Below are 21,316 nucleotides of genomic sequence, written 5' to 3'. Positions count from 1 at the left end.
GAATCACTCTGGTCATGACACTGGCCGGTGCTTTTTTCTCAAACCGCGCTAGAACTTCTGCCCACATCGCTTCTGTCACCCTGACTGAGTTTTGTGGGATTTTATCAAAGACCTTGAAAGGGCTGGCTCTTACAGCGGCTCACTTTTGAGAAGCGCAAAAGTAAGCAAAACGCTGTATGCCCCACCACTCGGCACCTCGCCTAGGCTCGGTGTGCCTGAACGAAGGCATTGCTCCGTGGGCCGCCGCGAAGGGCCATCCATGGCCGGCTAACCCGGCATCCATGCCGGGTTGCCCACTCCACAACGCCTCCGTTCAGCCAGCGTGGTTAACGGGGCGCCGAGATCAACGTCCACCACGAGGCGGCCTAACAGCCGACCTGGCTCTCGATGAGACCGCGTTTCCCCTGTGGGAGCGAGCTTGCTCGCGAAAGCGGTGTTCCAGTCAATGAAGATATTGGATGTGCCGACCCCTTCGCGAGCAAGCTCGCTCCCACTGGGGGGCTCTGGATGCACACAAATATTGTGTCTACTGAAGATCCAATGTGGGAGCGAGCTTGCTCGCGATAGCGGTGTCCCAGTCGATGAAGATGTTGGATGTGCCGGCCTCTTCGCGAGCAAGCTCGCTCCCACAGGATTTCGTCGTCGGCGGCGGGCAAAAGGCCCGCTCATGCAAATGATCAGGCCTTTTGAGTGTGTTTATGAATGCTTCTCGATAACACACGGCATAATGCACGCCGTGATGAACAGTAAATGAACAAGGCGAGCGACGTGTTGAAGAAATCCCTGTTCCAGTTGCACTGGTTTTTCGGCATCAGTGCCGGGCTGGTCCTGGCGTTGATGGGCGTTACCGGGGCGGTGGTGTCGTTCCAGGATGAAATCCTGCGGGCCTTGAATCCACAGGTGCTGATGGTCGAGAAGCAGCCGGCCGGCGTCCTGCCGCCCGCCGAGTTGGTGGAACAGATCGAGGCCACCTCCGGCAAGACCGTCGCCATGCTCTGGGTCGAGACCGACAGCGGCAACGCCGCGCGGGTGATCTTTGCGGCGCCTCCTGGGGAAAAACGTGGCGCCATGCGCTATTTCAACCCTTACAACGCCCAGTTCATGGGCGATGTGACGGGCCAGGACTTCTTCGGCTTGATGCTCAGGTTGCACCGCGTCCTGACCCTGGATGATGTCGGTCGGCAAATCACCGGTGCCTGTACGCTGATCCTGGTGTTTTTCTGCCTGTCCGGGCTGTACCTGCGTTGGCCGCGCCAATGGAAAAACTGGCGCGCCTGGCTGACCCTCGACTGGGGGAAAAAAGGCCGGAGCTTCAATTGGGACCTGCACTCGGTGGCGGGCACCTGGTGCCTGGCGTTCTATCTGCTGGCGGCGCTGACCGGGCTGACCTGGTCCTACGAGTGGTACAACAAAGGCGTGACCCGCCTGCTCTCCGATTCACCGAAAGAGGAACGGGTGCGCAATCGCGGCCCGGCGCCGAGCGGTCCACTTCCCGCGGCCGATTACCGGGCCATGTGGAGCAGCATCTACAGCGCCGCCGGCCCGGGGCTGTCGGCCTATAACGTGCGCATGCCGCCCGTGGCCGGGCAGCCGGCGACGGTGTTCTACCTGCTGAAAAACTCGCCCCACGACCGGGCGCTGAACCAGCTCACCCTCGACCCGGCCACCGGCGTCATCAGCCGGCACAGCCGCTACAGCGACAAGAGCCTCAAGGCGCAGTTGCTGACCAGTGTCTATGCCTTGCATGTCGGCAGTTACTTCGGCCTCGTCGGACGGATCCTGGTGACCGTCGCCGCGCTGACCATGCCGCTGTTCTTCATCACCGGCTGGTTGCTGTACCTGGACCGCCGCCGCAAGAAACGCCACGTCAGAAACGCCCGCCAGGCCATTATCGCCAACCCGGGCAATGCCCCGGCCTGGCTGATCGGCTTCGCCAGCCAAAGCGGTTTCGCCGAGCGACTGGCCTGGCAGACCGCCGGTCAACTCCAGGCCGCCGGCTTGCCCGTGAAGGTCCAGCCACTGGCCGGTGTGCGTGAGCAGGACCTGAACGACGCCACCCATGCGCTGTTTGTCGTCAGCACCTTTGGCGACGGCGAAGGGCCGGACAGTGCCCGCGGTTTCGAACGCAAGGTGCTGGGCCAGGCCCTGAGCCTGGAGCGCCTGCAGTATTCGGTGCTGGGCCTGGGCGACCGGCAATATGAACACTTCTGCGGCTTCGCCCGGCGCCTGCACGCCTGGCTGGCGGAACACGGCGGCAAGACCCTGTTCGCGCCGGTGGAAGTCGACAGCGGCGATCCTTACGCCCTGCGGCACTGGCAACAACAATTGGCAGAGCTGACCGGCCAAGCCCCGCTGGACACTTGGCAGGCACCAAGCTTCGAAAACTGGACCCTCAGCCAGCGCACCCTGCTCAACCCCGACAGCAGCGGCTCGGGCGTATACCTGCTGGGCCTCACCGCCCCCGGCCCGAGCAGTTGGCTGGCCGGTGACCTGGTGGAAATCCTGCCGCGCAATGACCTGCTGGCCATCGAGCATTTCCTCGACGGGCTCGGCCTCTCCGGCCACGCGCGCGTGCAAGTCGATGGCCTGTCCCAGAGCCTCGACCAGGCCCTGGCGACCCGACAACTGCCGGAAAACCGCGCCCATCTGGTCGGCCTGCATGCCCAGGCGCTGGTGGATGCCCTGGCACCGCTGGCGATACGCGAGTACTCCATCGCCTCGATCCCGGCCGACGGTATGCTGGAGCTGATCGTGCGCCAGGAACGTCACGCCGACGGCAGCCTGGGCGTCGGTTCCGGCTGGCTGACCGAACACGCACCACTGGGCAGCGCCGTCAGCCTGCGGCTGCGCCGCAACAGCAGCTTCCATCTGCCGGCCCAAGGTGTGCCGATGATACTGCTGGGCAACGGCACTGGTCTGGCCGGCCTGCGCAGCCTGCTCAAGGCACGCGTCACCGAGGGCATGCAGCGCAACTGGCTGCTGTTTGGCGAGCGCAACCGCGAACACGATTTCCACTGCCGCGATGAGTTGCAGGAATGGGTGACCTCAGGCGACCTGGAACGCCTTGACCTGGCCTTCTCCCGGGATCAGAAGCAGAAAGTCTACGTCCAGGACCGCCTGCTGGAATCGGCCGCGCTGCTCAAGCAATGGCTGGCCGACGGCGCGGTGATCTATGTCTGCGGCAGCTTGCAGGGCATGGCATCCGGGGTGGATCACGTGCTCAACAACGTGCTGGGGCGCGAGGAAGTGGAGCGGCTGATCGAGCAGGGGCGGTATCGACGGGATGTCTACTGACAGACACCCATCTTAAGTACCCCTTGTGGGAGCAAAGCTTGCTCGCGATAGCGGACTGTCAGCCAGCCATTTATTGACAGATGTACCGTTATCGCGAGCAAGCTTTGCTCCCACAGTGGCTTTTCCCACAGAGGTTCCTGGCGCGACTGACAGTCAAACCGGCTGCAACTTCTTCTCGAACACCGCCACACCTTCCAGATCCCGCAGCACCACGCTCATCTCCCCGCTTGGCCCGTCGATGTTCACCTCGCCAAAGAACTGATACCCGGCAAACGGCGAGGTGTTCTGGGCCGGCGGAGCTTTCTGGAACACCACTTCGGGGCCGAAGGTCTTGTCCAGGGCATTGGGCCCGAAGCTGCCGGCGTTCAACGGCCCGGCGACAAACTCCCAGAACGGTTCGAAATCCTGGAACGCGGCTTGTTCAGGATGGTAATGATGGGCGGCGCAATAGTGGACATCGGCGGTGAGCCAGACGTAGTTGCGCACCTGATGCTTGCGCAGGTAGCCGAGCAGTTCGGCGATCTCCAGTTCACGCCCCTGGGCCGCGCCCGGGTCACCGTTGGCGACCGCTTCCCAGCGCGGCACGCCGGGGCTGACCTCGCCATCCGGCACACCGAGGCCGATGGGCATGTCGGCGGCGATGACTTTCCATTGGGCACGGGATTGCTTCAATTCACGCTTGAGCCAATTCAACTGCTCACGCCCCAGGAACGGCTTGGCCGCGCCGAGGTTGGCGTCGTTGGCTTCGCGGTAGCTGCGCATGTCCAGCACGAACACATCCAGCAGCGGCCCGTAACCGAGCTTGCGGTAGATCCGTCCGCCGCCGTCGGCCTTCTGCAGACGCATCGGCGCGTATTCCAGCCAGGCTTGTCGCGCGCGCCCCACGAGGCTGTGGATATCCTTGGTCTGGTAGCGCTCGTCCAGTTGCTTGCCCGGCGACCAGTTGTTGACCACCTCATGGTCGTCCCACTGCCAGATCTGCGGCACTTCGGCGTTGAAGCGACGAACGTTTTCGTCCATCAGGTTGTAGCGATAGTTGCCGCGATACTCATCCAGGGTCTCGGCGACCTTGCTCTTGGCTTCGGTGGTGAGGTTGCGCCAGATGCGTCCACCCTCGGTGGTGATTTGCGCCGGCACCGGGCCGTCGGCGTAGATGGTGTCGCCGCTGTGGATAAAGAAATCCGGCAGACGCAGGCGCATGGCTTCGTAGATGCGCATGCCGCCGATGTCCGGGTTGATGCCGAAGCCCTGGCCGACGGTATCGCCGCTCCAGACAAAACGGATGTTGCGCTTGAACTGCGGCACGCTGCGCAGGTGACCCAGCCAGGGTTCGCTGGCGACACCGCTCTGGGCGTCTTCGAAATGCACCCGGTAGAAAATCGCCTGGTCGCGGGGCAGCCCGGTGAGTTCGACCCGGGCAGTGAAATCGCTGCGGGCGTCGACCATGGGCGAGACGAAGCGGCGGGGATTGCTGAACTTGCTGCGGGTGTCCCACTCCACCACCATCCGCGCCGGACGGTCGCTGCGGCTCCAGATCATCGCCCGGTCGCCCTGCAAGTCGCCAGACTGCACACCGTCGGTGAGCACCGGCCGATCCTTGACCGAAGCCATCACCGCCGGCGCCAGCCCCGGCAACAACAACCCCGCCCCCACGGCTTGCATCACACGACGGCGGCCCAGGTCGAATTCGCTCATGGTGTTCTCCCTTGAAATGGGGAAACTTAAGCATGGCTCTGTGAAGTGGGTGTGACAGGACCTCATGAACTCAGCAGAACGAAATGTGGGAGCGAGCCTGATCGCGAAAGCGGTGTATCAGTCGACAAACAGGCTGTCTGACACTCCGTTATCGCGAGCAGGCTCGCTCCCACAGTAGGCACAGCAGTGATCAGGCCTTGGCCGGCTCCAACGCCATCTCCACCACTTCCGGCCGCTTGAGCAGCGCATACGCCACCCCCGTCAGCAGGCTCCCCGCCACGATCGCCAGCAGGTACAACAATGCATGGTTGATGGCGTTGGGGATCAGCATCACGAACAGGCCGCCGTGGGGGGCCATGAGCTTGCAGCCGAAGTACATCGACAGCGCACCGGTCAGCGCGCCGCCGGCGATGCTGGCCGGGATCACCCGCAGCGGGTCCTTGGCCGCGAACGGAATCGCCCCTTCGGAGATGAAGCACAGCCCCAGCACCAGCGCGGCTTTACCGGCCTCGCGCTCGGTCTGGGCGAATTTGCGCCGGGCGATGAAGGTGGCGATACCCAGGCCAATCGGCGGCACCATGCCGGCGGCCATGGTCGCGGCCATCGGTGCATAACTCTGGGAAGCCAGCAGTCCCACCGAAAACGCGTAGGCGGCCTTGTTGATCGGCCCACCGAGGTCGACACACATCATCGCCCCCAGCAGCACGCCCAGCAGAATCGCGTTGGTGGTGCCCATGCTGTCGAGGAAATGAGTCAGGCCTTCGAGCATGCCCGCCACCGGTTTGCCGACGATGTAGATCATCACCAGGCCGGTGACCAGGCTCGCCAGCAGCGGGATGATCAGGATCGGCTTGAGCGCTTCCAGGCTCTGGGGCAGGCGCGCGTAGCGGTTGATCGCCTTGGCCACGTAACCGGCCAGGAAACCGGCGATGATCCCGCCAATGAAACCGGCGCCCAGGGTGCTCGCCAGCATCCCGCCGATCATCCCCGGCGCCAGGCCCGGACGGTCGGCGATGGAATAGGCGATGTAGCCAGCCAGCAGCGGCACCATCAATTTGAACGCGGTGTCGCCGCCGATCTGCATCAGCGCGGCCGCCAGCGTGCCGGGCTCCTTGAAGGCGGTAATGCCGAACACAAACGACAAGGCGATCAACAGACCACCGGCCACCACCATCGGCAGCATGAACGACACGCCCGTCAGCAGGTGCTTGTAGACGCCGGTCTTCTCCGATTTGGCCGGGGCGCTGGCACCGCTCGACGCGCTTTCCTGACGACCTTCGACCAGCGCTTTGTTCAGCGTCGCTTCGGCCTGTTTCAAGGCGATGCCCGTGCTGCAGCGGTAGATCTTCTTGCCGGCAAAACGCTCGGTGGCGACCTCGATGTCAGTCGCCAGCAGCACCACGTCCGCCTCGGCGATGGCCTCGGCGCTCAACGGATTGCGCGCACCGACCGAACCCTGGGTTTCCACTTGCAGGTCGTAGCCGAGCTTCTTCGCTGCCTGCTGCAATGCTTCGGCGGCCATGAAGGTATGAGCAACGCCCGTTGGGCATGCGGTGATGGCAACCAGGCGCGGCGCACGCTCGGTCGACACCGCAGGTACCTCCTCCACGACATCCGAGGCGAGAAAAACCTTGGCCTCTTCGGCGCCGCGACGCAGCACCGAATCGACGTCTTGCAGGGCCTGGGCCGGGGTGCTGCGGAACAGGCGTTTGCCGACGAAGCGCGACATGTCCACCGGGCCACTGGCAACCAGCAGGACCCATTCGGCCGCTTCGAGGGTCGCCGCCGACAACTGGCTTTCCGGGTGGGCCGTGTCATGGACTTCAACACTGGTGCTCCAACCCTGGCGCTGCGCCGCGGCGTCCAGCAGGCGGGCGCACAACACACTGGTGACCATGCCGTTGGGGCAGGCCGTCACAATGGCTAGTTTCATTCTTGCTAACCCTCTTATTGTTCTGTCAGGGGGCGCACGCGCACGCCCTGTTCAAGCGACGCCAGCAACGCGGTGTCGTGGATGCCAAAACCGATCTGCGTGACCGCCATGGCGGCGATGGCCGTGGCGGTGCGCAGCGTCTGTTCCGGGGTGTCGGCGCTGAGCAGACCGTGCAGCATGCCCGCCAGCAGCGAATCCCCGGCACCCACGGTGCTGGCGACGCTGACCTTGGGTGGCGAAGCATGCAGCGCCGTACCGACACTGAACCAGTTCACGCCATCGGCGCCGTGGGAAATCACCACATGTTCGACGCCCTGGGCATGCAGGCGCTGCGCCGCTTGCGCCTGGGCCGCTTCGCTCACCACCTCGCAACCCAGCGCGTCGGCCAGTTCCTCGGTGTTCGGCTTGATCAGCCACGGCCCCGCCGCCAGGGCGACGCGCAAGGCTTCGCCACTGGTGTCGAGGGCCACGTTCAGGCCGAGTGTTTTCAAGCGCGTGATCAAGGCCTGCAACCACTGCGGGCTGACGCCCCGGGGCAAGCTGCCCGCCACCACGACAACGTCGTGACCGGGGGCGATTTGCTCAAGGCGCGCAAGCAAGGCGTGCTGTGCGGCTTCATCAACCACCGGGCCGGGGCCGTTGAGGTCAGTGATGCGTCCGTCCTGCTCGGCCAGTTTGATATTGCTGCGAGTTTCGCCGGGGACACGGATAAACGCATCGACAAAACCACGCTGGGCAAACAGCGTCTCGAACACCTGGGCATTGTCTTCGCCCAGAAAACCACTGACCGTCAGCGTATGGCCGAGATCGGCCAACACCTGAGCCACGTTCACCCCCTTGCCGGCGGCGTGGGCGTGCATGGCGTCGCTGCGGTTGACCTGCCCCGGCTCCAGGCGCGCCAATTCCACCGTGAGGTCGAGCGCCGGGTTGAGGGTCAGGGTAAGAATCTTCGCCATTACAGCGCCTCCACTAATGCGCGCACGTCATCGGCGCTGCCCACGGCCAAAGCCTCTTGGGCCAGGGTTTGTACTTGCGCCAGGCTCAATTCGCGGACCCGCGCCTTGACCTCGGCAATGCTGCGGGCCGATACACTCAGTTCGTCCACACCCAGGCCCACCAGCACCGGCACCGCCAGTGGGTCGGCCGCCAGTTCGCCACACACACCCACCCATTTGCCATGGGCATGGGCGGCGCGCACGGTGATGTCGATCAGTTGCAGCACGGCCGGGTGCAAGCCGTCGGCCTGGGCCGAAAGGGTCGGGTGACCACGGTCGATCGCCAGGGTGTATTGCGTCAGGTCGTTGGTGCCGACGCTGAAGAAATCGACTTCCTTGGCGAGCACCGGCGCCAGCAACGCGGCGGACGGCACTTCGATCATGATCCCCAGTTGCAGGTCCGCCACGGGGATTTCCTGGCGCAGGCGCTCGGTCATGTCCCGGGCCTGGCGCCATTCATCGACGCTGCCCACCATCGGGAACATGATCCGCAACGGACGGTTGTCCGCCGAGCGCAACAGGGCACGCAGTTGCGCTTCCATGACCTGCGGACGCTGCAAGGTCAGGCGGATGCCGCGCACGCCGAGGAACGGGTTTTCTTCTTTCGCGATCGGCCAGTACGGCAGCGGCTTGTCGCCGCCGACATCGAGGGTGCGCACCACCAGCGGTCGACCGGCCAGACCGTCGAGCACCTTGCGGTATTCGGCTTCCTGGGTCGCTTCGTCCGGCGCCTGGGTATGGGCCATGAAAATCAGTTCGGTGCGCAACAGGCCAATGCCTTCGGCGCCCTGCTCCACCGCGCTGGCGACACCGGCGCTTTCGCCAATGTTGGCGAACACTTCCACGGCATGACCGTCACGGGTCTGCGCCGGTTCGTGGCGCTGCTCGGCGGCGACCTTGAGGCGCTGCTCGCGGGTGTCGCGTTCTTCCTTGGCGCGCTGCAAAGTCGCGGCGTCAGGGTCCACGTGCAGGCGACCACGCTGGCCATCCAGCAACAAGGACGTGCCCGGCGCCAGCAGCAACACCGCCTCACCGGCGCCCACCAGCGCCGGAATGCCCAGGGCCCGGGCGACAATGGCGCTGTGGGCAGTGGCGCCGCCACGGGCGGTGAGAATCCCCGCCACCCGCGTCGGGTCCAGGCGGGCCACGTCGGACGGACCGACTTCGTCCATCACCAGGATGTAGGGTTGATCGGGTTCGTTCGGGGTTTCGACACCGCACAGTTGCGCCAGCACACGACGGCCGACGTCTCGCAGATCGGCGGCACGTTCGGCCAGCAAGGCGTCCTGCAAGGCTTCCTGTTCTTTCGCGGCGGCTTCAACCACCCCCATCCACGCCGCTTGCGCACTCTCGCCCAGCTTCAAGCGGGTGTCGACTTCGTCGCTCAGCTCCGGGTCGTCGAGCATTTCCTGGTGGGTGATGAAGATCTCGCGGATGGCCTTGGCCTTGGCGCGCTCAATCAACCCTTGGATATCACGGCGCACCTGGCTCAAGGCGTTTTGCAGGCGCTCGCGCTCGATGGCCGCCGACTCACCACGCAACGGGTAATCGATGGCCTGCAATACCTGGATGTGGGCCGGGCCGATGGCGATGCCCGGGGCGGCGGCGACGGCCTGGATCAGGCTGCCGGATTCGGGCGCCAACACGACAGTCGCCACTTCGGCTATCACGGTTTCCCGCGGCGCACTCGGTGGCGGCAGCGGTTCGACTTCTTCGCCAAGGCCTTCTTCGATGGCCGCCAGCAGGGCCGGCAACGCATCGGCGGCAATGCTCGGCTCGGCGATGAACTCCAGGACCTGGCCGCGACGGGCGCCCAGGCTCAACAGTTTGCTCAGGCTCTTGGCCGACACGGCGCTGTCCTGGCCATCGACGATGCGCACGCGGATCTCGCCTTCGAAGCTTTTCGCCAACTGGGCGAGGATCTTCGCCGGGCGTGCATGCAGGCCATGGGCATTGGCCAGGCCGATGCGCGCGCTGGGCCAGTCGGCGGGCAATTCGCCGCCGAGCACTTCCAGCACCTTGCGGCTGCTGGTGGCGCGACCCAGTTCGTGGCCACGACCCTCGATCAGCAAGGCGCAGAGTCTTTCCAGCAAGGCCTGGTGAGCTTCGCCGAGGCTGGCGAGGCAGAACAGCCCGCTCAACGGTTGACCCAGGTAGCGGATGGGTTTGTCCGGCGTGACGAACGCCAGGCCCGGACGCTTGACGGTCTGTTCGCTGTGCAGCCACCACAAGCCATCGCCCAGGGGCAGCGCATCGACTTGCTGCAACACCCCGGCAAAGCCATTGCTCACGCAATCGGCCTGGCGCAGCAAGCGGGCGCCGCGCCATACCAGTTCTTCAAAATCGTCAGCCGACACACCGAGGCCGATCATCTGGGCATCCAGCGCCAGCTCCTGCGGCGCGCCTTGCAGCAGCTTCAGCAACGCTTCGGCGGAACCGGCACGGCGCAGGGCCTGGCCCAGGTCGGTCTCGCCGAGGGCGCGGGTCAGCAGTTGCAGCAGGCGCAGGTGTTCGTCGGACTTGGCCGCGATACCGATCGCCAGGTAGACGATCTGACCATCGCCCCAATCCACACCCTCGGGGAATTGCAGCAGGCGCACACCGGTCGAATGAACCAGGTCGCGGGTCTGCGGAGTGCCATGGGGGATGGCAATACCTTGGCCAAGAAAGGTCGAGCCCTGGGCTTCGCGAGCCTGCAAGCCGGCGAGGTAACCCTCAGCCACCAAGCCATCGGCCACCAGTTTGTCGGCGAGCAGTTGCAGTGCAGCGTCTTTATCCACAGCCGTCTGAGCCATGGATATCTGCTCTAGAGTGAGCTCGAGCATGCTTTCTCCTTTTTGGCGTCCGGTTGGCGCCAGGTATTGTTTTGAATGAATCAGCTTAGCGTTGCAGGATGATTTTTGGCGTGATCACGGCAGAAGGGCCAAAAATCCTGCTAGCCTTGAAAATACGCTTGCTGAAACGTTTAATCTAGAAAGATTGGCACGTTACTCGATAATCTCTCATCCTTGAAGTGCAACTTGTCGTAAGCGCTTGGACGGTGACCGTCGGCTTGAATCGGGTAGGATGGCCCTTATTGTCGGGGCTAACTCGAAAAAACAAGGAAAACCGGGTTGAAACTCAGTGATATTGCCCAACTGGCCGGTGTGTCCGTGACCACCGCCAGCTATGTCATCAACGGCAAGGCCGAACAGCAACGCATCAGCAGCGCCACCGTCGAACGGGTGCGGGCGGTGGTCCTGGAACACGGCTTCACGCCCAATCCCCAGGCCGCCGGGCTGCGCAGTCGCCACACCCGCACCCTGGGTTTTATCCTGCCAGACCTGGAAAACCCCAGTTACGCACGCATCGCCAAGCTGCTGGAACAAGGGGCACGAGCGCGGGGCTACCAGTTGCTGATCGCCAGTTCCGACGACGCACCCGACAGTGAACGGCAACTGTTGCAGTTGTTCCGCGCCCGGCGCTGCGATGCGCTGATCGTCGCCAGTTGCCTGCCGGCCGGCGACGACAGCTACCTGCAGTTGCAGGCCAAGGGCATTCCGATCATCGCCATCGACCGGGTCATGGACCCTGCGCGGTTCTGCTCGGTGATCAGCGACGACCGCCAGGCCAGCCTGCAACTGACGCGCAGCCTGCTGCAGACCCACCCTCGGCAAATCGCGCTGATCAGCGCTCGTCCCGAGTTGAGCATCAGCCAGGAACGGACCGCCGGTTTTCGCGAAGCCTTGGCCGGGTTCGAGGGCCAGGTACTGATCGAGCATGGCGAGTCGTTCAGCCGTGAATGCGGTCGCCAGTTGATGGATGAAATGCTCGCACGCCTGGGGCATCTGCCTGATGCGCTGATCACCACGTCCTACGTGCTGCTGCAAGGGGTGTTCGACGCCCTCCACGATTTCCCGCTCAAGTCGCGGCCGCTGCGCCTGGGCACGTTTGGTGACACGCAGTTGCTGGACTTCCTGCCGCTACCGGTCAATGCCATGTCCCAGCAGCACCAACTGATCGCCGAAAAAGCCTTGGAGCTGGCCCTGGCGGCCATCGAAAACGATGACTACCAGCCAGGCGTGCAGGCCATCGCGCGGACGTTCAAGCAGCGTATTCACCAGGGCTGAAGCTTCTTCAGGATTGATGCATGGAGTTGATCGATACCCATACCCACCTGGATTTTCCAGACTTTGACGCGGACCGCCCGGCACTGCTGGCCGAAAGCCGCGCCGTGGGCGTGCGGCAAATGGTGGTACTGGGCGTGTACCGGGACAACTGGCAGCGGGTCTGGGACCTGGTGCAAAGCGACCCGGACCTGCATGCCGCACTGGGCCTGCACCCGGTGTATCTCGATCAGCACCGACCCGACGACGTGGCGCTACTGCGCGAGTGGCTGAGCCGCCTGGCCGGACACCGGCAATTGTGTGCGGTGGGGGAAATCGGCCTGGATTACTACATCCCGACCCTGGACCGCGAACGCCAGCAGGCGCTGTTTGAAGCACAACTGCAACTGGCGGTGGAGTTCGAGCTGCCGGCGCTGATCCATGTACGCCGCAGCCATGCCGACGTGATCGCAACGCTCAAGCGCATGGGCCCCAAACGCGCAGGAATCATCCACGCCTTCGCCGGCAGTTTTGAAGAGGCCCGCGAGTACATCAAGCTCGGCTTCAAGCTCGGCCTGGGCGGCGCCGCGACCTGGCCCCAGGCCTTGCGCATGCACCGGGTGCTGGCGAAATTGCCGCTGGACGCGGTGGTGCTGGAAACCGATTCTCCGGACATGGCCCCGGCGATGTTCCCCGGCCAACGGAACAGCCCGGCGCATTTGCCGGCGATTTGTGAGGCGTTGGCCGGGATCATGGCGATCAGCCCCGAGCAACTGGCCGAGGCCAGCACGGCCAACGCCCGCCGACTGTTCAACTGGTGATCCCTTGTGGGAGCGAGCTTGCTCGCGATAGCGTCCCATCAGTCGACAAATAGGTTGCCTGACACTCCGCTATCGCGAGCAAGCTCGCTCCCACATTGGATCGGTGGTGGGCCCTGGGAATCACACCCGAAACGCATTGATCAACTGCTTGAGCTGCACCACCTGGGCAGACAATTCGCGGCTGGCGTCTTCGGTCTGGTGGGCACCTTCGGCGGTGCGTTCGCCGGCGCGGTTGATCTCGACGATGTTCTGGTCGATGTCATGGGCCACCGCCGTCTGCTGCTCTACCGCGGCGGCGATCTGCTGGTTCTGGTCGACGATCATGCCGACGGCGCCGAGGATATTCTCCAGGGCCTGCTGGACCTTTTCCGATTGGCTGACCGTGCCACTGGCCATCTCATGACTGGTGCCCATCGCCTTGACCGCAGCGCCGACACCACCATGCAGACGGGTGATCATCGCTTCGATTTCTTCGGTCGATTGCTGGGTTCGCTTGGCCAGGGTCCGCACTTCATCGGCCACCACCGCAAAGCCGCGCCCCTGCTCACCGGCCCGGGCCGCTTCAATGGCGGCATTGAGGGCCAGCAGATTGGTCTGCTCGGCGATGCTCTTGATCACATCCAGCACGCGACTGATGGCCTGGCTGTCGGTCGCCAGTTGATTGATCACCTGCACGGACTGGTCGATCTCGCTGGCCAAGCGGGCGATGCTGCCCTGCTGGGATTCCACCAACCCGCGCCCACTGAGGGTTTCGTCGTTCACGCTGTGGGCACTGCTCACAGCTGCAGCGGCACTGCGGGCAACCTCCTGGGCCGTGGCCGACATCTGGTTCATCGCCGTGGCCACCAGTTCGATCTGGCTGCGCTGGCCGGCGACGGCCTGGTTGCTCTGGGCCGATACCGTTTCCACCTGCCCGGCCTGGCGTTCGACTTCGGCGACGGTGCGACCGACCTGTTCGATCAGGTCATGGATCTTCGCCACCGTACCGTTGAACACTTCACCCAATTCGCCCAGCTCATCCTTGCTGCAGGCAACAAAATTGACCGTCATGTCCCCCGCCGCCACCTTGTCCATCATCTGGCCCAGGTGCTGGAGCGTGGTGCGGGTCGAGGCGTAGAAACCGGCGTACAGGTAAAAAATCAACAGGAACACCAGCACCAGCGCCACGGCTTGCAGCACCATGTGGCTGCGGTTCTGCTCCAGACGCTGCTGCAACTGCACACCCAGGAAGCCCTGGGTCGCCTCGTTCAGCCGATAGGTCTGCTCCATCAGGCCACTGACTTGCTCATAAAATGCCGGCCATGGCGCATCGAGCGTGTCGGCCATCACTACCTGCTCTTCAATCAGTTCACTGGCCTTCTTGAGGGTGCTCTTGCTGCCATTGGCCCGATCGGCAAGGGCCTGCCCGGCGGCCTTGCTGGAACCCAAGGCATCCTGCAGTTTCAAATCATATTCACCCTGGAGCTTTTCGATCTGCACCAGCAACTCGTCGAAGCGGGTGCTCGACGCCGAATTGAGAAACCCCAGCCCCAACGAGGACGCGCCCAGCGCCCGGCCTTCGCCGAGAATCTGGGTGACCTTGGGGGTCGTGCCGATGATCAACTCGCTGAGCTGACGGATGTCGCTCTGGTTGTCGCGGCTCAGCCCCGCCTGGCTGGCGATGAGCTGGCCGAACATCTGGGCGCTGTTGAGCAACTTGCCGATCAGCGCACTTTTGCTCTGCAGCGAGCTTTCGGCCTGCTGGGCCTTGAAAGCTCCGATCATTTCGTCGCGCTTGGCCTCGAAGGCACTGACCTGCTCTGGCTCGATGGCCACGGGAGTCATGCCTTGCAGCCGCACGAGGACCTGTTGTTCCAGGCTGCCGATCTTCGCTTCGACATCACCGGCCTTTCCGGACTGGCCCAGGCTGGCGTTGATCTGCACCAGGTTATTCAGGGTTTCCAGGTCCCGGCGCAGGGTCAGGCTGCTGCCCAGCAGGTCGAGGCTTTGCAGCTCCACTTGCGTGCCCTGGAATTCCCGATAGGAATCGCGCACCAGAAAGAAGTTGGTTACCAGCATTGGCAACAGGAACAGCACGCTGATCAGGCTGAACTTCATGCCGAAGCTCAGGCGGTTCATCAGCGCGACGGCGGGCCAGAGCAAACTCTTCACAAGGAAGTCTCCCGGTAGTGTTCTTATTGTTATGAGTTCGCGCACGGAGACAGCAGAAAGCCACTATTCGGGCGCTGTCCCTGTATAGCCTAAATCGGCGGGGAGATTTGTAACTTAAGGTTAACGAGAAGGACTGACACGGTTCAGCTGTGGGAGGGGGATTTATCTGTGGGAGCAAGGCTTGCCCGCGATGCAGGCGCCTCGATTTCTGAAAGACCGCATCGCTTGTATCGCGGGCAAGCCTTGCTCCCACCGTATCCCTCGCCACAAGGAAATGTGTTGGTTGCTTTCAGGCCAACACCGTCCACAACGCAAACCCGGCATACCAGAGCAGCGCCGCACGCAGCAGCAGTTCCCAGAGACGGTCCAGGCTGTTGATACCGTCCGGTCCGGCGACGGGCCGGGGGATCTCGCCTGCCACCAGGCCGACCTTGTCGATAAGGTCGGCGGCGCTGATGTTCCAGTTCAGCAGCTCATGCAGCATGACCCGGCTGACCGCGACGAAATTGCCCACCAGGGCGAAGCTCGCCGCCAGCAACCGCACCGGCACCCAATCGAAGGCATGGCGCATTTGCGCGGCCCGCTCGGCCACGCCGGGGTTCTGGCTGTGCTCGGCGGCCAGCGCCAGCAGTCGATAACTCAGGGCGGCGACCGGGCCCAACACGAAGTACCAGAAAATCACCGCGAAGAAGCTCTGGTAGGCCTGCCACAACAAATGCCCCTGGACCCGCTCCAGCAACTGCTCACCGTCATCGGCTTCAATGTCCAGGTCGCGCTTGGCGACATGGGCCGCCGCTTGCAGGTCTTCCCGACGCCACGCGTCGCGAAACGGCCCGAGGCCGGCCAGCAGATCACCGCGCCCCAGGCTGTAAATCACCACCAGCAAATGCACCGGCAGCGCCAACAGACCGTAGGCCACCGGCTCCAGCACCCACAGCAGCAACGCCAGCAGCGCCACGGGCAGCAAAACCATCACCGTCAGCACCAGCCAGGGTCGGTTGACCCAACGTGGGCTCGCCTCGAGCTTGCTCAGCTCGTGCAGCCAACCGCCGTCGCGCTGGACCCGCTGGCGCAAGGCCGAGAACTTCTCGATCCAGACGGCCAGCAGCAACACCAGAAAACTCATTGTCCTTCCCCTTCTGTCAGGGCCGCGCGATAGCGCACCCAGTCGAATGCCGGTCCCGGATCGGTCTTGCGCCCCGGTGCGATGTCGCTGTGCCCGCAGATACGCTGCACAGTGATCGCCCTGAACGCCGCTTGCAACTGCCGGGTCAGGTCCACCAACGCGGCATATTGCGCATCGGTGAACGGCAGATCATCCGTGCCCTCAAGCTCGATGCCCAGGGAAAAATCGTTACAGGTCTCACGCCCCTCGAAGCACGAGACACCCGCATGCCACGCACGATCCAGACAAGAGACAAACTGGGTCACGGCGCCGTCACGCTCGATCAGAAAATGCGCAGAGACGCGCAGGTCGGCGATACCGACAAAGTAGGGATGTTCCGTGACATCCAGACGATTCTGGAAGAATTCCTGCACCTTGCCCGTGGCGAATTGTGCCGGTGGCAGGCTGATGTTGTGGATCACCAGCAGGGAGATTTCGCCTTCGGGGCGCGCATTGAAGTTGGGCGATGGGCAATGACGTATCCCCTCGCACCAACCGCTCGCGGAGTCCAAATGCATACAGGTTCCTTCGATGACGACGGTGAATGCCGCCAGTATGCCGTGATCGGACCGGGCTGCGCGATCACTTGCCGCGATTGAGCTGGCGCAGATTGCCCAGCACCGACTCCAGCGCGCGGTCGAACAACAGGGTGTCGTCCAACAGCCGCGCCGCGCCACGGCGAAACTCCAGGGCCAGGCTGGTGCGGCTGTGCTCCAGTACCTTGAGGCCGGTGCGATTGACGAAGACATATTTGCCGGTGGCCTCGATGATCGCCGCCAGCTTGCAACGCAAGGTGTTGTCATCGTCCTCCTGGAACTCGACCCAGCTTCCCAGGTGCAACTGGTCGACCTGCAGCAGCCCAACGTCATCGGCCGGCAAATGCACCGCCACGCTCTCCCCCGCCGACTTTTGAGGGGGCCGCAAGACGATTTTTTCCAGCACCTCGACCATGGCCGACGAATCGAACGACTGGGCCTGTTCCGTCGCTTGGCCCGTGCGTTCGAGCGCCTGCACATGCAGGGCTTCCAGCTCACTGAAAAACTCGCTGGTGGCGAACGGGTCGAACGCCGAGCGACTCAAGCCTTCACGCAGGGCCTTGAGCAGTTCGGGCACTATCGCCAGCAAACGCAGGCCGGCATCGGGTTCGTCGTGAGGCTGGACGCTCCAGATCAATTGCTCCAGGGTCAAGACGTCGGCCTGCCACTCGGCGGAATACTTGCCATGCTTGAAGCACGTCAGCAGCAACACCTGGCTCCAGGCGTGTTGCACGAACTCCACCACGGCTTGCGGCAGGACTTTGCCCAACATCACCTGGTTCAGCGCCCCTTCGACGCGCTGGCGCGCCAGTTCGGCCTTGGCCCGGCCCTCTTCGGCATCGCGGATGCGCTGTTCGAGCAGCTCACTGCGGCGCCGCTCGTCACTGGTGAAGGCCAGAAAGTCGGCCAGCAGCTCGGAGAAAATCGCCGGGTCATCGACAAAATCATTCAACAAGCGCTGCACCACCTGTTCGATGCGCAGGTAGAGGCTGTCGCGCTGATGATCGTCGCAATCACCCCAGCCCATGGCCGCGGCCGCAATTTCGTTAAGCAGTCGCCGGGCCGGATGATTGCCACGGCTGAAGAAACTCTTGTCCTGCACCGCGACCTTGAGCATCGGGATTTGCAGGCGGCCGATCAGGGCCTTGAAGGAGTCTGGCAGGTTGTGATCGTCGAGGATGAATTCGAACATCATCGAGATCAGGTTGATCACGTCTTCATCGGCGCCTTCGACCACGCGAGACTTGCCACTCCTGACGCTGACCCGGGTCAACAGCTGTTCGAGCTGGCTACGCAAATCGAACTCGTCGTAAACGGTAGGTGCCGGCACGTATTGCTGCAAATGAGAGAGCAGCCGCAGCAGGTCACGGGTTGAAATCGGCTGGGGCGGTGCGCTGGGTTCCAGGGTCGGCGCCACAGTGCCACGCACCTGCATCAACAGTTTCTGCAAGGCGGCGAACACTTCCTGCACGCTGTCATCGACCTCGGCATCGCTGGGCTTGGCGGCCATCTCGGCGGCGGGCCTGGGGTTATCCTCGGTGCGATCCGACGCCCGGCGCGCCAGCGTAACCTTGAGCTCTGGCAGGATGCCTGTAGCGGCCAGCAACTGGTTGGCCTCGGTATAGAGTTGGTCGCAATCGCTGAGCACATAACGCTCAAACAGCTTGAGCAGGATCAGCTTGACCTTGATTCCCACGCCCAGGTTGCGCCCGGCCTGCAGGAACTTTTCGCACAGCAATGCCGGACTCAAGGGATTGTGCTGATTGGCCAGCGGGCGGGCCAGCAGCACACTGAGTCGGGCCGTCAGTTGTTCCAGCGACACACCATCGCGTCTGAGCACCCGAGTGACCATCGCCTCGACCGCCAGTTGCCGCTCCTGGTCGTCCTGGGAGCGCTGGATTGGGCTGTCTGGCACCAAGCTGGTATGGGTCAGGTCGTATTGGGCGAGGCTGACGAAGGTCTCGAAAAACTGCTCGATAAATTCACGTTCGATGCTTTTACGCTTCAGGCGCAGGTCCCGCATGGCCTCGAAGTACAGGTTTTGCTCGACGTCGTCGCGTGCCCGGTCGGCCATTTCAAACAAGGTGTCGTCGGCGTTATCGAACAGCCCCTGCAAGCCCAGGCGCAACTGCTGGGCGGCCTTGTCGCGAACCTGAAGCAGAATCACAGGCAGGCGGGCGAGCGGCGAAGGATTCGCCTGATCGGTAGCGACCTTGTGCAAAGGCACTACATTCCCGTCGTTGTGCATCCTGGCCTCCTGAAACGGCTTTCTGCGGCTCGCAACGTCAAAGCTATGACGTCAATCGAAAGGCGGATTATCGGATAAAACAACCCTGTCGTACCAGCACACTCTGTGATCCATCTCGAAATACGGCGCAATAAGTGACCCGGGAAATGAGGAAATGTTGCGAGGACGCGACCAAATGCAGGTTTCGACACCCTATAATCAGGCCACTTTGTTTGTGGAGCCCGTTATGCCGAATCTACGTCTCGCCGATCTGACCGCCGAAATCGAAGCCAACGTGCGCCGTGCGTTGCTTGAAGACATCGGCAGCGGCGACATCACCGCGCAACTGATCCCCGCCGAACGCCTGGCCAAGGCCACCATCATTACCCGCGACGCGGCGATCATCAGTGGCACGGCCTGGGTCGACACCGTGTTCCGGCAACTGGACCCGCGTGTCGCGGTGCATTGGCAAGTGCGCGACGGCGACCGGGTCAACCCCGATCAAGCGCTGTTCCACCTGGAAGGCCCGGCCCGCTCGCTGCTGACCGGCGAACGCAGCGCGCTGAACTTCCTGCAAATGCTTTCCGGCGTTGCCACGCGGGCCCGTTACCTGGCCGACTTTGTCGCCGGTACCCAGGTCAAGCTGCTGGACACCCGCAAGACCCTGCCGGGGCTGCGCCTGGCCCAGAAGTACGCGGTCACCTGCGGTGGCTGCCACAACCACCGCATCGGCCTGTACGATGCCTTCCTGATCAAGGAAAACCACATCGCCGCCTGCGGCGGGATCGCCCAGGCCATCGCGGCCGCCCACAAGATCGCACCGGGCAAACCGGTGGAAGTCGAAGTGGAAAGCCTGGCGGAATTGAAGGAAGCGCTGGCGGCCAACGCCGACATCATCATGCTCGACGAACTGAGCCTGGACGACATGCGTGAAGCCGTACGCCTCAATGGCGGCAAGGCGAAGCTGGAAGCCAGCGGCGGGATCAACGAAAGCACGTTGCGCCCGATTGCCGAGACCGGGGTGGACTACATCTCGATCGGCGCGATGACCAAGGATGTGAAGGCAGTGGATCTGTCGATGCGCTTGAGCCTCTGACAACAAAAAACGCCAGCCTTCAAGGCTGGCGTTTTTTTTCAGACCACCAGATTGTTCATCTCGCAGTACTCATCCCATTCCACACCCAGCACCTCGGCCGCTTCCTTGTGCAACGCAAGGCGCTGCGTCTCGAATTCTTCAGGTGTGCTGGTGTACTTGAGCGTCAACTCCCAAGGCTGCAGACCCTGGGCCTCGGCCTCGTCCTCGAACGCCCATTGGATCTGGTCTTTTTGATCGTCGGCAGACAAGTCCTTGATCTCTTCCAGCAACTGGGGCGCATCCAACACGTACTTCTTCAGCGCTTCTTCGTGCCTGGCTTCCTGGGTCAATTCTTTAACAGTCATGGCGTTCTCGTTGATCTGGGGAATGGAAGATGGATCTGGATCATCAAGGATCTCTCTGACGCAAAAAAACCGTGTGAAGCCCGGTTTATCTGGCCTTCAGAACCATTCGGGGATCATCTGAAAACTGCTGGGCGATGCACATGCAGGCACTGAATATAGGACGTTTTGCCGACGATTTACACGGTTCTTTACATCTATCCCACAAAAAAACATGCGCCTGAGAAACCAGGGGAGCTTGGGAACATCTGTCAAAATAACCAGTCATAGCCATGTGCCATGCCGGCACTTCACAAGGAACCCCAGTGATGCGCAGCTTTTCGAAACGTTCGTTGACTCGGCTTGCTACCGCGGCCTTGCTGCTCGGCAGCCTGACTTTGGTCGGCGTTGCCCAAGCAGCTGTTGAAGTCTCCTCTGATGGGCCGTCTTCCGACGACGCTATTCCTGCCCTTCGTTATGACCGATTTGATAAGTACGTACTCGTCAAGACCAATGTCAGCGTCAGCGCCTTGGAAAACCTGCCAAAAACCGTAAAGAACAATGCTGACGAACTGGAAAACCAGAAACGCGTCCTCAGCGAGCAGGCCCGTCAGATCGAAGAACTCAAGCGCAACAGTGGCTCCAGCTCCACCTCCAGCAGCAAGGAAATCGACGAGCTCAAGCGCACCACCAAGGAACAGGAACGCGACCTGAACGATCTGGGCAAGCAAGTGGAAGAACTCAAGCGCAATAGCGGCTCCAGTTCGAGTTCGAGCAACAGCGAGATTTCATCCCTGAAACGGGAGCTCAGCGATCAGGATCGCGAGATGGATCAGCTCAAACGCACGGTCGAGGATCTGAGCAGGAAAGTGAAATAACGAGGGGAATGGTGCCCGAGACAGGAATCGAACCTGCGACCTTCGCGTTACGAGTGCGCTGCTCTACCGACTGAGCTACACGGGCGGTGGCTAAACCTAGCATCGTCCCCTGTGGCCAGG

General features: G+C 62.8%; 14 protein-coding genes and 1 tRNA gene. 5 read left to right on the top strand and 10 right to left on the bottom strand.

Annotation, left to right across the window (positions count from 1 at the left end; genetic code table 11):
* Positions 1-768: 768 nt before the first annotated feature.
* Complete coding sequence (locus KGA89_RS01630; protein WP_212795856.1) at positions 769-3,294, top strand: PepSY domain-containing protein; 2,526 nt, start codon at positions 769-771, stop codon at positions 3,292-3,294.
* Positions 3,295-3,447: 153 nt separating this feature from the next.
* Here the strand turns inward: KGA89_RS01630 and KGA89_RS01625 are convergent, their stop codons facing one another.
* The 4 genes from KGA89_RS01625 to ptsP form a co-directional block, all read right to left on the bottom strand.
* Complete coding sequence (locus KGA89_RS01625; RefSeq protein ID WP_003197749.1) at positions 3,448-4,989, bottom strand: alkaline phosphatase D family protein; 1,542 nt, start codon at positions 4,987-4,989, stop codon at positions 3,448-3,450.
* Positions 4,990-5,179: 190 nt separating this feature from the next.
* The gene (locus KGA89_RS01620; protein ID WP_223470344.1) at positions 5,180-6,922 is read right to left on the bottom strand and encodes a PTS fructose-like transporter subunit IIB; all 1,743 of its coding nucleotides are present in this window, start codon (positions 6,920-6,922) and stop codon (positions 5,180-5,182) included.
* A gap of 14 nt (positions 6,923-6,936) precedes the next feature.
* On the bottom strand, positions 6,937-7,878 hold the full coding sequence (gene pfkB, locus KGA89_RS01615) for a 1-phosphofructokinase (RefSeq protein ID WP_003197744.1): 942 nt from the start codon (positions 7,876-7,878) through the stop codon (positions 6,937-6,939).
* Positions 7,878-10,742 carry a phosphoenolpyruvate--protein phosphotransferase gene (gene ptsP / locus KGA89_RS01610; protein WP_223470343.1) on the bottom strand — a complete coding sequence of 955 codons (2,865 nt, stop codon included), beginning with the start codon at positions 10,740-10,742 and terminating at the stop codon, positions 7,878-7,880. The genes pfkB and ptsP overlap by 1 nt, the downstream gene beginning before the upstream one ends.
* A gap of 288 nt (positions 10,743-11,030) precedes the next feature.
* Between ptsP and cra the strand changes: the two genes are divergently transcribed.
* Positions 11,031-12,026 (top strand): catabolite repressor/activator, encoded by a 996-nt coding sequence (gene cra, locus KGA89_RS01605; RefSeq protein ID WP_003197741.1) that lies wholly within the window; start codon positions 11,031-11,033, stop codon positions 12,024-12,026.
* A 20-nt stretch (positions 12,027-12,046) separates the two neighbouring features.
* Positions 12,047-12,823: a TatD family hydrolase gene (locus KGA89_RS01600; RefSeq protein WP_223470342.1), complete on the top strand. Its 777-nt coding sequence runs from the start codon at positions 12,047-12,049 to the stop codon at positions 12,821-12,823.
* A gap of 120 nt (positions 12,824-12,943) precedes the next feature.
* Here the strand turns inward: KGA89_RS01600 and KGA89_RS30625 are convergent, their stop codons facing one another.
* The 4 genes from KGA89_RS30625 to KGA89_RS01580 form a co-directional block, all read right to left on the bottom strand.
* Positions 12,944-13,648: a methyl-accepting chemotaxis protein gene (locus tag KGA89_RS30625; protein WP_373366791.1), complete on the bottom strand. Its 705-nt coding sequence runs from the start codon at positions 13,646-13,648 to the stop codon at positions 12,944-12,946.
* Between the two features lie 1,615 nt (positions 13,649-15,263).
* Positions 15,264-16,100, bottom strand: a complete 837-nt coding sequence (gene ampE / locus KGA89_RS01590; protein WP_223470340.1) for a regulatory signaling modulator protein AmpE — start codon at positions 16,098-16,100, stop codon at positions 15,264-15,266.
* Positions 16,097-16,657: a 1,6-anhydro-N-acetylmuramyl-L-alanine amidase AmpD gene (gene ampD / locus KGA89_RS01585; protein ID WP_223470339.1), complete on the bottom strand. Its 561-nt coding sequence runs from the start codon at positions 16,655-16,657 to the stop codon at positions 16,097-16,099. Before ampD ends, ampE begins: the two co-directional genes overlap by 4 nt.
* Before the next feature lie 64 nt (positions 16,658-16,721).
* Entirely contained in the window at positions 16,722-18,923 is a 2,202-nt protein-coding gene (locus KGA89_RS01580; protein WP_223470338.1) for a DUF1631 domain-containing protein, read from the bottom strand.
* 226 nt (positions 18,924-19,149) lie between these two features.
* Between KGA89_RS01580 and nadC the strand changes: the two genes are divergently transcribed.
* Positions 19,150-19,998 carry a carboxylating nicotinate-nucleotide diphosphorylase gene (gene nadC / locus KGA89_RS01575; RefSeq protein ID WP_223470337.1) on the top strand — a complete coding sequence of 283 codons (849 nt, stop codon included), beginning with the start codon at positions 19,150-19,152 and terminating at the stop codon, positions 19,996-19,998.
* 38 nt (positions 19,999-20,036) lie between these two features.
* On the opposite strand, the gene KGA89_RS01570 is transcribed toward nadC, so the two are convergent.
* On the bottom strand, positions 20,037-20,342 hold the full coding sequence (locus KGA89_RS01570) for a DUF6388 family protein (RefSeq protein WP_003197729.1): 306 nt from the start codon (positions 20,340-20,342) through the stop codon (positions 20,037-20,039).
* A gap of 305 nt (positions 20,343-20,647) precedes the next feature.
* Between KGA89_RS01570 and KGA89_RS01565 the strand changes: the two genes are divergently transcribed.
* Positions 20,648-21,196: a hypothetical protein gene (locus KGA89_RS01565; RefSeq protein ID WP_223470352.1), complete on the top strand. Its 549-nt coding sequence runs from the start codon at positions 20,648-20,650 to the stop codon at positions 21,194-21,196.
* 9 nt (positions 21,197-21,205) lie between these two features.
* Here KGA89_RS01565 and KGA89_RS01560 read toward each other — a convergent pair.
* Positions 21,206-21,281 (bottom strand) — tRNA-Thr (locus KGA89_RS01560).
* Between the last annotated feature and the right edge of the window lie 35 nt (positions 21,282-21,316).

Origin of the sequence: Pseudomonas sp. A-RE-22 (assembly GCF_019956035.1) — a bacterium.
Classification (GTDB): Bacteria; Pseudomonadota; Gammaproteobacteria; order Pseudomonadales; family Pseudomonadaceae; genus Aquipseudomonas; species Aquipseudomonas brassicacearum.
Note: the sequence above shows the minus strand (reverse complement) of the source record. Positions and strands in the feature narration are given on the sequence as shown.

Coding starts and splice junctions, on each gene's coding strand:
- KGA89_RS01625 (WP_003197749.1), bottom strand. CDS start 4,989: ATGAGCGAATTCGACCTGGGCCGCCGTCGTGTGATGCAAGCCGTGGGG.
- KGA89_RS01620 (WP_223470344.1), bottom strand. CDS start 6,922: ATGAAACTAGCCATTGTGACGGCCTGCCCCAACGGCATGGTCACCAGT.
- pfkB (WP_003197744.1), bottom strand. CDS start 7,878: ATGGCGAAGATTCTTACCCTGACCCTCAACCCGGCGCTCGACCTCACG.
- ptsP (WP_223470343.1), bottom strand. CDS start 10,742: ATGCTCGAGCTCACTCTAGAGCAGATATCCATGGCTCAGACGGCTGTG.
- KGA89_RS01600 (WP_223470342.1), top strand. CDS start 12,047: ATGGAGTTGATCGATACCCATACCCACCTGGATTTTCCAGACTTTGAC.
- KGA89_RS30625 (WP_373366791.1), bottom strand. CDS start 13,648: ATGTCGGCCACGGCCCAGGAGGTTGCCCGCAGTGCCGCTGCAGCTGTG.
- ampE (WP_223470340.1), bottom strand. CDS start 16,100: ATGAGTTTTCTGGTGTTGCTGCTGGCCGTCTGGATCGAGAAGTTCTCG.
- ampD (WP_223470339.1), bottom strand. CDS start 16,657: ATGCATTTGGACTCCGCGAGCGGTTGGTGCGAGGGGATACGTCATTGC.
- KGA89_RS01580 (WP_223470338.1), bottom strand. CDS start 18,923: ATGCACAACGACGGGAATGTAGTGCCTTTGCACAAGGTCGCTACCGAT.
- nadC (WP_223470337.1), top strand. CDS start 19,150: ATGCCGAATCTACGTCTCGCCGATCTGACCGCCGAAATCGAAGCCAAC.
- KGA89_RS01570 (WP_003197729.1), bottom strand. CDS start 20,342: ATGACTGTTAAAGAATTGACCCAGGAAGCCAGGCACGAAGAAGCGCTG.
- KGA89_RS01565 (WP_223470352.1), top strand. CDS start 20,648: ATGCGCAGCTTTTCGAAACGTTCGTTGACTCGGCTTGCTACCGCGGCC.